At 64.7% G+C, this 14,334-nt stretch carries 12 protein-coding genes; 10 read left to right on the top strand and 2 right to left on the bottom strand.

Going from position 1 to position 14,334, the window contains the following annotated elements; all coding sequences use genetic code 11:
- The first annotated feature begins 44 nt into the window (after positions 1 to 44).
- The 6 genes from AC1DN9_RS24515 (at position 45) to AC1DN9_RS24490 (ending at position 7,382) form a co-directional block, all read left to right on the top strand.
- Positions 45 to 1,532, top strand: coding sequence for a flavin-containing monooxygenase (locus AC1DN9_RS24515; protein ID WP_478104379.1), 1,488 nt, complete (start codon positions 45 to 47; stop codon positions 1,530 to 1,532).
- Positions 1,533 to 1,543: 11 nt separating this feature from the next.
- Positions 1,544 to 2,425 carry an alpha/beta hydrolase gene (locus AC1DN9_RS24510; RefSeq protein ID WP_478104378.1) on the top strand — a complete coding sequence of 294 codons (882 nt, stop codon included), beginning with the start codon at positions 1,544 to 1,546 and terminating at the stop codon, positions 2,423 to 2,425.
- A gap of 34 nt (positions 2,426 to 2,459) precedes the next feature.
- A complete protein-coding gene (locus AC1DN9_RS24505) occupies positions 2,460 to 3,263 on the top strand; it encodes an SDR family NAD(P)-dependent oxidoreductase (RefSeq protein WP_478104376.1) in 804 nt (267 codons plus the stop codon).
- A 30-nt stretch (positions 3,264 to 3,293) separates the two neighbouring features.
- Entirely contained in the window at positions 3,294 to 4,367 is a 1,074-nt protein-coding gene (locus AC1DN9_RS24500) for a helix-turn-helix domain-containing protein (protein ID WP_478104375.1), read from the top strand.
- Positions 4,368 to 4,480: 113 nt separating this feature from the next.
- On the top strand, positions 4,481 to 5,956 hold the full coding sequence (locus AC1DN9_RS24495; protein ID WP_478104374.1) for a DUF1254 domain-containing protein: 1,476 nt from the start codon (positions 4,481 to 4,483) through the stop codon (positions 5,954 to 5,956).
- Positions 5,957 to 5,978: 22 nt separating this feature from the next.
- Positions 5,979 to 7,382 (top strand): DUF1254 domain-containing protein, encoded by a 1,404-nt coding sequence (locus AC1DN9_RS24490; protein WP_478104372.1) that lies wholly within the window; start codon positions 5,979 to 5,981, stop codon positions 7,380 to 7,382.
- 24 nt (positions 7,383 to 7,406) lie between these two features.
- On the opposite strand, the gene AC1DN9_RS24485 is transcribed toward AC1DN9_RS24490, so the two are convergent.
- The gene (locus AC1DN9_RS24485) at positions 7,407 to 8,480 is read right to left on the bottom strand and encodes an NAD(P)-dependent alcohol dehydrogenase (RefSeq protein WP_478104371.1); all 1,074 of its coding nucleotides are present in this window, start codon (positions 8,478 to 8,480) and stop codon (positions 7,407 to 7,409) included.
- 99 nt (positions 8,481 to 8,579) lie between these two features.
- On the bottom strand, positions 8,580 to 9,467 hold the full coding sequence (locus AC1DN9_RS24480) for a LysR family transcriptional regulator (RefSeq protein ID WP_478104370.1): 888 nt from the start codon (positions 9,465 to 9,467) through the stop codon (positions 8,580 to 8,582).
- A gap of 102 nt (positions 9,468 to 9,569) precedes the next feature.
- On the opposite strand from AC1DN9_RS24480, the gene AC1DN9_RS24475 reads away from it, so the two are divergent.
- The 4 genes from AC1DN9_RS24475 to mmsB are packed head-to-tail and all read left to right on the top strand — an operon-like array spanning position 9,570 to position 14,327.
- Entirely contained in the window at positions 9,570 to 11,093 is a 1,524-nt protein-coding gene (locus AC1DN9_RS24475) for a CoA-acylating methylmalonate-semialdehyde dehydrogenase (protein WP_478104368.1), read from the top strand.
- A 10-nt stretch (positions 11,094 to 11,103) separates the two neighbouring features.
- A complete protein-coding gene (locus AC1DN9_RS24470; RefSeq protein WP_478104367.1) occupies positions 11,104 to 12,258 on the top strand; it encodes an acyl-CoA dehydrogenase family protein in 1,155 nt (384 codons plus the stop codon).
- 16 nt (positions 12,259 to 12,274) lie between these two features.
- A complete protein-coding gene (locus AC1DN9_RS24465) occupies positions 12,275 to 13,390 on the top strand; it encodes an enoyl-CoA hydratase/isomerase family protein (RefSeq protein ID WP_478104366.1) in 1,116 nt (371 codons plus the stop codon).
- Between the two features lie 37 nt (positions 13,391 to 13,427).
- Complete coding sequence (mmsB, locus tag AC1DN9_RS24460) at positions 13,428 to 14,327, top strand: 3-hydroxyisobutyrate dehydrogenase (protein WP_478104364.1); 900 nt, start codon at positions 13,428 to 13,430, stop codon at positions 14,325 to 14,327.
- The last annotated feature ends 7 nt before the right edge of the window (positions 14,328 to 14,334 follow it).

Raw genomic sequence — 14,334 nt, 5'->3', positions numbered from 1 at the left:
GGGAATACTCCCTGCATCACATCGACCCTTAGAGGCAGAAGCGCATGGAGACAAATTTCGACGTACTGATCATCGGTGCCGGCCTGTCCGGCATCAGCATGGCCTGCCATCTGCAGATGGAATGCCCCACCAAGCGCGTGGGTCTGCTGGAGCGGCGCAAGGCGATCGGCGGCACCTGGGACCTGTTCCGCTACCCGGGCATCCGCTCGGATTCGGACATGTTCACCTTCGGCTACCGGTTTCGCCCGTGGCATGAACTGAAGGTGCTCGCGGACGGCCCTTCGATTCGTCGCTATGTCACCGATACGGCGCGCGAATACGGGGTCGACAAGAACATCCGCTTCGGCATCAAGACCACCGAAGCGTCCTGGTCGAGCGAGCAAAAGCGCTGGACCATCACCGCGGTCGATGAAGAAACCGACGAGGCCCGCGTGTTCACCTGCAACTACCTGGTCAGCTGCACCGGCTACTACAACCACGATGAGGGCTATCTGCCGAGCTTCCCGGGCGTCGAGCGATTCAAGGGGCAGTGCATCCATCCCCAGCAGTGGCCGGAAGGCCTGGACTACCGCGGCAAGCGGGTCATCGTGATCGGCAGCGGCGCGACCGCCGTGACGCTCGTGCCGACCATGGCTCGGGAGACCGCGCACATCACGATGCTGCAGCGCTCGCCGAGCTACGTGTTCTCCGTGCCGGCCTACGACAAGATTTCTGCCGTGCTGCGGCGCGTTCTCCCGGATCGCTGGGTCTACGGCATGGCCCGTCGGCGCAACCTGTTCCTTCAGCGACTGATCTACAAGCTCTCGAAGCGCTGGCCCGATCAGATGAGAGCGTGGCTGCTGTCCGGCGTGCAGAAGCACCTGGGCAAGGACTTCGACATGAGCCACTTCTCGCCCCGCTACAAGCCCTGGGACGAGCGCCTGTGCGCTGTGCCGGATGCCGACCTCTTCAAGGCGATCCGGGAGGGCAAGGCCTCCATCGTGACCGACCACATCGAGACCTTCACCGAGAACGGCATCCGCCTGAAGTCCGGCAAGGAATTGCAAGCCGACATCATCGTGACCGCGACCGGTCTGCAGCTTCAGTCCTTCGGCGGCATGGCGTTGCGCGTGGACGACCAGGCGCTCGCCGTGAACAAGTTGATGACCTACAAGAGTGTGCTGCTTCAGGACGTGCCGAACATGGCGTGGCTCTTCGGCTACATCAATGCACCCTGGACGCTGAAGGTGGACATGGCGTCGAGCTACGTCTGCCGCCTGCTCAATCACATGGACCGCAAGGGGGTCGATGTGGTGACGGCCCGCGCGCCGGAGGGAGAGATGCAGGACGAAGACATCGTGGCTGCGCTCCAGTCGGGCTACGCGCGGCGTGGCCGGGCGATGGTGCCGCGCCAGGGCCGCGGGCTGCCGTGGCGTGTGTTGCACAACCCCGAGAAAGACCGCGTGATGCTGCTCAAGGATCCGGTGGAGGATTCGGCGCTGGAGTTCGGCGGCGGATCGCTGCGCGCCGCGCCGCGCCTTGCAGGCGCCTGACGCGAGCGCCCATGAAATCCATCGAATCCTCGTTCGCCAGCCAGGGCCTGCGCTGCGCAGGGACCCTGCTGATGCCCAGCCAGGGCGATCGCCCCCCCGTCATCGTGATGGCGCACGGCTTTGCCGGCGTGCGCGCGATGCTGCTCCCGCACGCCACGCGCTTCGTCGAGGCCGGCTACGCCGTGTTCCTGTTCGACTATCGCAACTTCGGCGACAGCGAGGGCCAGCCGCGCCACTGGGTGGATCCTGCTCGGCACCTGAAGGACTGGGACGCCGCGATCCGACACGTCAAGACGCTCGAGGGCGTCGACGACCGGCGCATGGTGCTGTGGGGTACTTCCTTGTCCGGCGGGCACGTGACCTGCATGGCGGCGCGCGGACATCGCGTGGCTGCGGTCATCGCCGGGCATCCGCTGATGAGCGGTTGGGCTGCCATCACTTCGCTCAGCCCGTCGGCCGTCCTGCGGCTGACTTTCGCGGGCCTGCGCGACGTCGTCGGCAGCCTGTTCGGCAGGCCGCACTACGTGCCCGTCGTCGGCCGGCACGGCGACCTGGCTGCGCTGACCGGCCCCGAAGCCTGGGACGGCATGGAGAAGCTGAAGGCCATCGCCGACGTGCCGTGGGAGAACAAGGTCCTCGCTCGCGTGCTGCTGAAGATTCCCCGCTACAACCCGATCCGGAGCGCCCGCAGGGTTCGGGTGCCGACGCTCGTGATCGCCGGGTCGAACGACACCATCGTCTCGGCGGCCATCGCGCGAAAGGCAGCGAGCCGCATGCGGAACGCGGAGTTCACGCTGCACGCGTCCGATCACTTCCAGCCGTACTACGGCGATTACCTCGACAAGAACGTACGAACGCAATTGGCGTTCCTGCGCAAGCACGTGGCCGTGTGACGCGCAGCCATCTCACGAAACAAGGAAACCTCTCATGCATCCCCCTTTCAAAGCCAAGGTCGCGGTCGTCACCGGCGCTGGATCCGGCATCGGCCGCGCGCTGGCCCTCCAGTTGGGCGCCGCTGGAGCGCGGCTCGCGCTGTCCGACATTGACGCCGCAGGGCTCACCCAGACCATCAGCCAGATGCCAGCCGGCACCGATGTTCGAGGCTACAAGCTCGACGTCTCCTCACGCGAGGCCGTGTTCGCCCACGCCGACGACGTGAAGCGCGATTTCGGCGCGGCACATCTGGTGTTCAACAACGCGGGCACGACCATGGTCGGCACCTTCGAGCACTTGGACATCGACGAGATCGAATGGCAGCTCGGCATCAACCTGTGGGGCGTGATCTACGGCAGCAAGGCTTTCCTTCCGATGATGCTGGCGCAGCGCGAGGGCTGCATCGTGAACATCTCGAGCATCTTCGGCCTGATCGGCTATCCCGCCCAGAGCGCCTACAACATCTCCAAGTTCGGCGTGCGCGGGCTCACCGAGTGCCTGTGGCGCGAGCTCGAAGGCACCGGCGTGCGCGCGGTGAGCGTGCACCCGGGTGGCATCAAGACCAACATCGAGCGGGACGGCCGGCGCTGCCGAAACGCCGGCGCCGAAGAGACGCAGATCTCGTCGCAGGGCGCAAAGATCATGACCACGCCGCCAGAAGACTGCGCCGCCGCCATCCTGAACGGCGTTCGCCGCGGAAAGAAGCGCGTAGTCACGGGCAACCAGTCCGGGCGGGTCTTCTGGCTGTCACGGCTGATGCCCAACAGCTACCACAGCGTCGTCAAGCTGATTGCCTGAATCCAGCTCGCCCCGACTTCCGACAAGACCATGGAAACGCTCGTATCGCCAGCGCCCATCGGCACGGCCAGGTCGCCGAAGCGCGTGCCGGTGCGCTACTTCTCGCTGCTGCTGGGCTTTCTGCGGGCGCAGGGCGTGAACACGGCGCGACTTCTGGAGCTCACGGGCATCGACCCGGGCCGCTTCGAGCGTCCCGACGGCATGCTGCTGCTGAGCGAGGCCGAGGCCTTCGTCAATGCGTCGTATCGGCTGTCGGGACGCAAGGACCTGGGCTTCGAGGCGGGCCGGCTGATCAAGCCCAACTCGCACGACCTGCTCGGCTACGGCATGCTGAGCTGCCGCGACCTCGACCAGATGCTCCGGCTGGCCAGTCGTCACTACCACCTGATCACCGAGCTGTTCACGATGAGGTACCGGCGCGGGGCTCAGCGCGGCGAGGTCGTCTTCAGCCCGACAACCGCGATGTCGCTGGAGATGTTGCGCTTCCACATGGAAGCGATCGCCGTGTCGACCTGCCACCACATCCAACTGCTGTCCGGACCCGGGTTGGCTTCCTGCGAGATCCGGTTGGGCATGCCGGTGCCGCGCCACCATGCGCGCTACGTCGCCATGTCGTCTGCAGATTTCCGCTTCGATGATCGTGCGCTGCCGGGCGTCACGATGGTGATCGATGCAAGCGCCCTCGACAAGGCGCTGCCGCTGGCCGCGCCACAGGTGGTCGAACAGATCGAGGAGCGCCTTCAGGCGCTGCGGCGCCGGCCGGGGCCCGACGCGCGCTGGGGTGACTACGTCGCCATGCTATTGCGCGAAGCGAAAGGGCAGCAGGTCACGCTCGACGAGATCGCGCGACGCATGAACATTTCCGAGCGAACGATCGACCGCCACCTGAAGAAGGAGCAACTGCAGTTTCGCGACTTGTCGCAGCAGGTACGCTTCGAGCGCGCACGCGAACTGCTCGTGCAACGCGGAACCACGGTGTCGCGGGTGGCCGAGCAGCTCGGCTTCACTGACGCAGCCAACTTCACCCGGGCCTTCAGGCGCCACTCGGGCGAGACGCCGAGCGAGTTTCAGCGGGCTGCATCGGCTTGCGGTGCCTCATGCTGAGACCTGCCGATATTGCCCATAAGGCCAATTGCCAGACTTCCGGGCCAGTGCAACGATCGCGCTCGCAAACAGGTACGTACAGGGATCACGATGTGCAAACTACGAGGGCAATCATGAAAGCCGAGATTTCATCACTCACGAAATGGGCCGCGATTGCGGCCGCCGCGGTGGCGCTGATCGCTGGCTGTGCCAGCAAGAGTGATCCCGTGGCCCAGGCCGAGAAAGCCGACTCAGCCAGGGGCATCGCCGCGCCAAGCATCGCCGAGACCAAGGCCATCGCCGAGGAGGCCTTCGTCTACGGCCTGCCTCTCGTGATGAACTACGCGGTGATGTACGAATATGCCGTGGACAAGGGCGGCCCGCAGTTCAAGGCGCCTTTCAACCAGATCAAGAACGAAGCCCGCGTCTTCACCTACCAGGACACGGCCATCGTCACGCCGAACAGCGACACGCCGTATTCGATCCTGTGGATGGACCTGCGCGCCGAGCCGATGGTGATCTCGGTGCCGGCGGTGGAAAAAAGGCGCTACTACTCGGTGCAATTGATCGACGGCAACACCTACAACTTCGGCTACATCGGCAGCCGCGCCACGGGGAACGAGCCGGGCAACTACATGGTGGTCGGCCCGGGCTGGACAGGCGCGACGCCCCCGGGCATCAGGAAGGTCTTCACCTCGACCACGCCCTTCGCCGCCGCGGCCTACCGGACCCAGCTCTTCAACGCCAAAGACATGCCCAACGTCGTGAAGGTGCAGTCGGGCTACAAGGCGCAGCCGCTTTCCGCCTTCCTCAAACAACCTGCGCCGCCGGCTGCGCCGGCCGTCAATTTCCTGCCGGCCACGACTGCCGGGATCAAGCAGAACTACTTCGAGTATCTGGACGCCGCCCTCCAGTACGTGCCGCCCACCCCGGAAGACAGGGCGGTGCGGGCCAGGCTCGCCCGCATCGGCATCGGGCCCGGCAAGACCTTCGAGTTCAAGGATCTTTCGCTCGAACACAAGGCCGCCGTCCTGTTGGCCATGAAGGAGGGTGACGAGAAGATCGACAAGTTTGCGGCCGGCGGAGTGAAGAAGATCAACGGCTGGAACATCGGATCATTCTTCGGCGACCGCACCTTCTACAAAGGGGACTGGCTGTTGCGCTCCGCTGCCGCCAAGGTCGGCATCTATGGCAACGATGCCGTGGAAGCGATGTATCCCTACACTCGCGTGACCGCAGCGGGCGAGACGCTCGACACCAGCAAGCACAACTACACGCTCACCTTCCCCGCCGGGCAACTGCCGCCGGTGAGCGCCTTCTGGTCGGTGACGATGTACGACGGCAAGAGCCAGCTGTTGATCAAGAACCCGATCAACCGCTATCTCATCAACTCGCCAATGCTGTCGGGCATGAAGAAGAACGCCGACGGCTCGCTCACGCTCTACATCCAGAAGGACTCGCCCGGCAAGGCGCTGGAGGCCAACTGGCTGCCCGCGCCGAACGACACCGTCTACCTGGTGATGCGCCTGTACTGGCCCAAGGACACACCGCCTTCGGTCCTGCCGGCCGGCGAAGGAACGTGGAAGCCGCCAGGCATCGTGGCGTCATAGAGGAGGCACGTCGGAGGTTCCCATGAAATTCACGACACTGAAACTCATCATCTCCCTGATGGCACTGCCAATGGTCGTTCCCTTGACGGCGCGCGCCCAGCCGAAAGTAACTTCCACCGAGGCCCGCGCGATCGCCAAGGAGGCCTACGTCTACGGTTTCCCGATAGTGGATAGCTACCGCGTCCAATACAGCTACTTCGTGGATCGCCAGACCCCCGAATTCAAGGCGCCGTGGAATCAGATCCACAACACTCCTCGCGTCTACACGCCGGCGGATACGGCCATCCAGACGCCCAACTCGGACACGCCGTATTCTTGGTTGGGCATGGATCTGCGCGCCGAACCCCTGGTTCTTACCGTGCCGGTGATCGAAAAGGAGCGCTATTTCAGCGTCCAGCTCATCGACGCCTACACCTTCAACTTTGCCTACATCGGCAGCCGCACCACCGGCAACGGTGGCGGAAGCTTCCTCATCGCGGGGCCGGGCTGGAAAGGACAGACGCCCAAGGGCGTGAAGGAGGTGATCCGCTCGGAGACGGAATTCGTCTTCGCCGCCTATCGCACGCAACTCTTCAATCCGGCCGACCTCGACAACGTGAAGAAAGTGCAAGCCGGCTACAAGGTTCAGACGCTCTCAGCGTTCCTTGGCACAGCCGCACCCAAGGCCGCGCCGGCCATCGATTTCATCAAGCCCCTCACGCCCGTAGAAGAGAAGACCTCGCTGCAGTTCTTCGACATCCTGAACTTCGTGCTGCAGTTCTGCCCGACAGATCCGTCCGAGATCGAACTCATGGCGCGTTTCGCCAAGATCGGCGTCGGGCGAGGACAGACCTTCGACCCCAGCAAGCTCTCGCCTGAAATGAAGGCGGCCATGGAGCAGGGCATCGCCGACGCCTGGGCGGACTTCGCTGGCCTGAAGAAAGAAGTTGAACAGGGAAAGGTGACCTCCGGCGATGTCTTCGGCACGCGGGAATATCTGAAGAACAACTATCTCTACCGCATGGGCGCCGCCGTTCTGGGCATCTACGGCAATTCGAAGCAGGAAGCGATGTATCCGGCTTATTACGTGGATGAGGCGAAGCAGAAGCTGAATGGTGCGAACCGTTATGCCTTGCACTTTGCGTCGGACCAGTTGCCACCCGTGAATGCGTTCTGGTCGCTGACGATGTATGAGGCGCCGCAGAGCCTCCTCGTTGCCAATCCCATCAACCGGTACCTGGTCAACTCACCCATGCTGCCGCAGTTCAAGCGCGATGCCGACGGCGGGCTGACGCTGATCATCCAGAACGAATCGCCCGGCAAGGACCAGGAAGCCAACTGGCTGCCCGCGCCGAAGGGGCCATTCTCGATGATCATGCGGCTCTACTGGCCAAAAGCCGAAGCGACGGAAGGCAAGTGGACTGCGCCGCCGGTGAAGCAGATGTAAGCGACCTTGGGCCACCATCGACACTCAAGGCGTGATCGCCACCTTGAGCACCCCATCGCGCTGGTTCGCGAAAAGCTCGTAGGCCGTTTCGATGTCGTCGAGCTTGAAGCGATGCGTCACCAAAGGCTTCAGGTCCACGCGCCCGGACGCGACGACATCCATCAGCCGCCGCATGCGCTCCTTGCCGCCGGGGCACAGCGTGCTGACGATCTTCAGGTCGCCAAGCCCGGCCGCGAAGGCGTCCAGCGGAATCTTCAGGTCGCTCGAATAGACGCCGAGGCTCGACAGCGTTCCGCCCGGGCGCAGCACGCGCAGCGACGATTCGAAGGTGCCCTGCGTGCCGAGCGCCTCGATGGACACATCGACGCCGCGCCCATCGGTCAAGGCCATGATCTGTTCGACCGGATCACCCTTGCGAAAGTCGACCACATGGTCGCAGCCGAGTGCGCGGGCGACTTCGAGCCGCGCGGGGACCGTATCGACGCCGATGATGGTCGTCGCGCCCATCAGCTTCGCACCGGCGACCGCGCACAGGCCGATGGGGCCCAGCGCGAAGACAACGACGGTATCCCCGATCCTGACCTTTCCGCTTTCGGCGCCGGAGAAGCCCGTGGACATGATGTCCGGACACATCAGCACCTGTTCGTCGGTGAGGCTGTCCGGAATCGGGCTGAGATTGGCCATGGCGTCCTTGACGAGCACATATTCCGCCTGGCAGCCGTCGATCGTGTTGCCGAACTTCCAGCCGCCCATGGCCTTGAAGCCGTGCTTCGTGCCCGGACCATCCTGCGATCCGCAGCCGCACAGGCAGGCGTAGCTGTGCCCGCTGGGCGTGATGGCACCGGCAATCACGCGCTGGCCTTCCTTGTAGCCATCGACGGCCGAACCCAGCTTCTCGATGACGCCGACCGGCTCGTGGCCGATGGTCAGCCCGCGCTCGACCGGGTATTCGCCCTTGAGGATGTGAACATCCGTGCCGCAGATCGTTGTCGTCGTGATGCGAATCAGCGCATCGAGCGGCCCGACGTCGGGGATCGGCTTCTCGTCGAGAACGATCCGACCTTTTTCGACAAAGATGGCGGCTTTCATTTTGGCCATGGAAAGAGCCCTTTCGAAGAGGTGTTTCGGAGCCTCTCCATTGGACTTCAACTGCGTTGCACGGGTTTGACTTTGCGCAACATTGGGCGACAAATGTTCCTACGGCAACAGCAATGCGCGCTGCGCCTCGACCGTCTCGCGCAGGAAATCCCATGTCGCCTTCATGCGCGCCAGATGGCGCGTCTCCGCCGGCACCGACATCCAGAAGGTGCGCGTGAAGTTCGCCTCATCCGGCAGCACGCGCCGCAGCGATTTGTCGCGCTCTGCGATAAAGGCCGGCAGCACTGCGATGCCCGCGCCCGCCACGGTCGCCTGATATTGGGCAAGGATGCTGGTGCTGCGCAGCGCAAAGGAATCCGGCCGATAGAGCTCGTCCAGGTATTGCAACTCCTTGCTGAAGAGCAGGTCGTCCACGTAGCTGATGAAGGTGTGGCCGCGCAGGTCGTCGCGGATGCGGATCGCGCCATGCTTCGCCAGGTACTGCTTCGACGCATACAGCCGCAGCGCGTAGTCGGTCAGCTTGGTCACGACCACCGGCCCGCGCGCGGGGCGTTCGAGCGAGATCACGATGTCCGCCTCGCGGCGTGACAGATGCACCAGCCGAGGCATCGCCAGCAGGTCGATCACCAGCTTGGGATGCTGCTGCGCGAACAGCGCCAGATGCGGCGCCAAGACGATGGTGCCGAATCCCTCGGTCGCGCCGATGCGCACCAGCCCCGACAAACCTTCGTTCGATGCCGGGGTCGTGCTCTCGACCGTGAGGAAGGCACTTTCCATCGCCTCGACCTGCGGCTGCAACCGGCGGCCGGCCTCGGTGAGCCGATGCCCGTCGGCTTCGCGCGAGAAGAGGGCCGTGCCGACCTGCTTTTCGAGCGTCTGGATGCGGCGCGCCACCGTCGTGTGATCGACGGCCAGCCGTCGTGCCGCCCCGACCAGCGTGCCCGAGCGCGCGAGCTCCAGAAAAAAGCGCAGGTTGTCCCAATCCATGCTTTGCAATTATGCAGATCGAGAATGCGTATTTGTCTATTGCTATCGCAAAAGTGCAAAGCTAGCATCGTCGCCTGCACCCCCATTCTGGAGACAAGGTTCATGGACGCCACCACCACCCCCGCGACGAAGGTCGCTACCGTCAAGCTGCTCATCGGCGGCAAGTTCGTCGAGTCGAAGACCACCGAGTGGCGCGACATCGTCAACCCGGCCACGCAGGAAGTGCTTGCGAAGGTGCCCTTTGCCACGCAGGCCGAAGTCGATGCGGCCGTCGATTCCGCCAAGGAAGCCTTCAAGACCTGGCGCAAGACGCCCATCGGTGCGCGCTCGCGCATCTTCCTGAAGTACCAGCAGCTCATTCGCGAGAACATGGCCGAGCTGGCCGCCATCCTCACCGCAGAGCAGGGCAAGACACTGCCCGATGCCGAAGGCGACGTGTTCCGCGGCCTCGAAGTGGTCGAGCACGCATCGGGCATCGGTAACCTCCAACTTGGCGAATTGGCCAACAACGTGGCCAACGGCGTCGACACCTACACGCTGCTGCAGCCGCTCGGCGTGTGCGCCGGCATCACGCCTTTCAACTTCCCCGCGATGATCCCGCTGTGGATGTTCCCGATGGCGATCGCCACCGGCAACACCTTCGTGCTCAAGCCTTCCGAGCAGGACCCGATGGTCACCATGCGCCTGTGCGAACTCGCGCTCGAAGCCGGCATCCCGCCGGGCGTGCTCAACGTCGTGCACGGCGGTGAGGCGGTCGTCAACGCGATCTGCGACCACAAGGACATCAAGGCGATCTCCTTCGTCGGCTCGACCAAGGTCGGCACGCACGTCTACAACCGCGCCACGCTGGCCGGCAAGCGCGTGCAATGCATGATGGGCGCGAAGAACCACGCCATCGTGATGCCCGACGCCAACAAGGAGCAGACGCTCAACGCACTCGCAGGCGCGAGCTTCGGCGCCGCAGGCCAGCGCTGTATGGCCGTGTCGGTCGCAGTGCTGGTGGGCGATGCGCAGAAGTGGGTGCCCGACCTCGTCGAGAAGGCCAAGACTCTGAAGGTCGGCGCCGGCACCGAGAAGGGCGTGGATGTCGGCCCCCTGGTGTCCTGCGCGGCCTACGAGCGCGTCACCGGATTGATCGAACGCGGCGTGGCCGATGGCGCGACGCTGGCACTCGACGGACGCAAGCCCACGGTGCCCGGCTACGAGAAGGGCAACTTCGTCGGCCCGACGGTGTTCGCCGACGTCAAGCCCGGCATGAGCATCTACGACCAGGAAATCTTCGGCCCGGTGCTGTGCCTGGCGAACGCCGCGGACATCGACGAGGCCATCGAACTCATCAATGCCAACCCCAACGGCAACGGCACAGCGATCTTCACGCAGTCGGGTGCCGCCGCGCGCCGCTTCCAGGAAGACATCGATGTCGGCCAGGTCGGCATCAATGTGCCGATCCCGGTGCCGGTGCCGATGTTCTCCTTCACTGGTTCGCGTGCTTCCAAGCTGGGCGACCTCGGGCCTTACGGCAAGCAGGTCGTGCTGTTCTACACGCAGACCAAGACGGTCACGGAGCGCTGGTTCGACGACAGCACCGTCTCGCACGGCGTCAACACCACCATCAGCCTCAAGTAAGCTCGTCCGCATGGACTTCGAGCTGACTGAAGAGCAGCGCGCCTTTGCCCAGACGGCGCGCGACTTTGCGCTGAGTGAATTCGCGCCGCATGCGGCCCGTTGGGACGCGGAGGCGATCTTCCCCAGGGAAGCGATCGCCAAGGCGGGCGAACTCGGCTTTTGCGGGCTCTATGCGCCCGAAAGCATCCAGGGCTTGGCGCTGCCCCGTCTCGATGCCGCACTGGTGTTCGAGGAGATGGCCGCGGTCGATCCGTCGACCACGGCCTTCATCACCATCCACAACATGGCGACGTGGATGCTCGGCACCTGGGGTGGTCCGGCCGTGCGCGAGCAGTGGGGCGCGGACTTGACGAGCGGGCGCAAGCTGGCGTCGTATTGCCTGACGGAACCGGGCGCGGGCTCAGATGCCGGATCGCTCAAGACGCGCGCCGAGTTGCAGGGCAACGAATACCTCATCAACGGCGGCAAGGCCTTCATCTCGGGCGCCGGCGCGACCGACGTGCTGGTGCTGATGGCGCGCACGGGCGGTGGGGGCGCCGGCGGCATTTCTGCCTTTGCCGTGCCCGCCGACGCGCCCGGCATCAGCTACGGCAAGAAGGAACACAAGATGGGCTGGAACAGCCAGCCCACGCGCACCATCAACTTCGACAACGTGCGCGTGCCTGCCGCGAACCTGCTGGGCAGCGAAGGCGAAGGCTTCCGCATCGCCATGAAGGGGCTCGACGGCGGGCGCATCAACATCGCGACATGCTCGGTCGGCGCGGCGCAAGGCGCATTGGATGCGGCCCGCCGCTATCTGAACGAGCGCCAGCAGTTCGGCAAGCCGCTGGCCAGCTTCCAGGCGCTGCAGTTCAAGCTGGCGGACATGGCGACCGAACTCGTGGCCGCGCGCCAGATGGTGCGCCTCGCCGCGAGCAAGCTCGATGCGGGTCATGCCGACGCGAGCACCTATTGCGCGATGGCCAAGCGCTTTGCCACCGATGCGGGCTTCACGGTCTGCAACGAAGCCTTGCAACTGCATGGTGGCTACGGCTACCTGAGCGAATTCCCGCTGGAGCGGCTGGTGCGCGATGCGCGCGTGCACCAGATCCTCGAAGGCACCAACGAAATCATGCGCATGATCGTCGCGCGAAAACTGCTCGAAGGCGACTCCGACATTCGATGAATCCCGCCCAAAAGAAATGACAGATCCCGTAGTTCTCTTCAACGAAATCAAGACCGCCAACGGCAAGCGCTTCGGCGTTGCCACGCTCAATTCGCCTGCTTCGCTCAATTCGCTGTCGGTGGCGATGGTGCGGCTGCTGATCCCCAAGCTCCAGGAATGGGCGAAGGACGACGGCGTCGTCGGCGTGCTGCTCGACGCTGCGGGCGAGAAGGCTTTCTGCGCCGGCGGCGATTTGCGCCAGCTCTATCAGACGCTGCTCGAATGCGGCCCTGCGCGCAACACCTATGCCGAGTCCTTCTTCAGCGAGGAATACGAGCTCGACTACCTGATCCACACCTTTCCGAAGCCCTTCCTCTGCTGGGGCCACGGCATCGTGATGGGCGGCGGCGTCGGGCTTCTGGCGGGCGCGTCGCATCGCGTCGTGACCTTGCAGAGCCGTGTCGCGATGCCCGAGATCAACATCGGCCTGTACCCCGATGTGGGCGGCAGTTGGTTCCTGCGCCGCGCGCCGGGGCGGGTCGGGCTGTTCCTCGCACTCACGGCGGCGCCGTTGAATGCGGCCGATGCCATCTTCTGCGGGCTGGCGGACATCGTGGTGCCGCATGAGCGAAAGTCGCAATTGCTCGAGGCCGTTGCCGCGAGCGCATGGCAAGGCGAGACGAAGGCGGACCGCGCGACGCTGTCGCGGCTGCTCGCGCAAGCCGGGGAGGGCGCCGAGAAGCAGCCGTCCAAGCTGAGGGAGCACTTCGACACCATCAACGCGTTGATGGCCGGCGACGACCTGCTGGACATTGCCAATCGCCTGCGCACGCTGAAATCCGACGATCCGTGGCTGCAGACCGCAGCCACCACGTTCACGAAAGGCTCGCCGAGTACGGCGGCCGTGTCCTTCGCCTTGTGGCAGCGCGTCTTGCACATGTCGCTGGCCGAAGTGTTCCGGCTCGAATACTGGGCATCGCTCGGCTTCTGCGCGCACAAGGACTTTGCCGAAGGCATCCGCGCGTTGCTGATCGACAAGGACCGCAATCCGCGCTGGAACCCGGCCACGATCGAAGAGATCACGCCCGAATTCGTCGAAGACCACCTGCGCGTGCGCACCGAGGGACCGCACCCGCTCGCCGCGCTCGTCTGAGCCCATCCAATCATCGAAAGCAATGGAGACAAGGAATATGAAGATCGCATTCATCGGCCTGGGCAACATGGGCGGCCCCATGGCACTGAACCTGCACAAGGCCGGCCATGCGGTCAGCGCCTTCGACCTGTCGGCGGAGGCTTGCAAGAAGCTGGCAGGCGAGGGCGTGAAGATCGCCACGTCGGCGGCGGACACGCTCGCCGGTGCCGAAGTCGTCATCAGCATGCTGCCCGCGAGCCAGCACGTCGAGGCGCTCTACCTCGGCAGCGACGGCAAGGCCGGGCTGATGGCGGAGATTCCGGCCGGCACGCTGGTGATCGACAGCAGCACCATCGCCGCTGCGACCTCGCGCAAGGTGGCCGAGGCGGGCGCGAAGCGCGGCGTTGCCGTGATCGATGCGCCGGTATCGGGCGGCACCGGCGGCGCCATCGCGGGCACCTTGACTTTCATGGTCGGCGGCGCCGAAGCCGATCTCGAACGCGCGCGCCCTGTGCTCGAAAAAATGGGCGCCAACATCTTCCATGCGGGCGGCGCAGGTGCGGGCCAGACTGCGAAGATCTGCAACAACATGCTGCTCGGCATCCTGATGATCGGCACTTCGGAGGCCATCGCGTTGGGCGTTGCCAACGGACTCGATCCCAAGGTGCTGTCGGAAATCATGCGGCGCAGCTCGGGCGGCAACTGGGCGTTGGAAAAGTACAACCCCCTGCCGGGCGTGATGGAAACCGCGCCGGCCTCGAAGGGCTATGCCGGCGGCTTCGGTACCGACCTGATGCTCAAGGATCTCGGTCTCGCGCAGGAAAACGCCGCGGCGGTGCGCGCGGCCACGCCGCTGGGCGGCCTTGCGCGCAATCTCTACGCGGCGCACAGCCTCGCCGGGCATGGCGCGCTCGATTTTTCGAGCGTCATCAAGCTCGTGCAGGCCAAGTCCAGCTAGAAGGGCC

It is taken from the genome of Variovorax sp. 05L425, assembly GCF_056397705.1.
The sequence above is the reverse complement of the archived record's forward strand: the minus strand, read 5'-3'. Positions and strand labels throughout refer to the sequence as shown.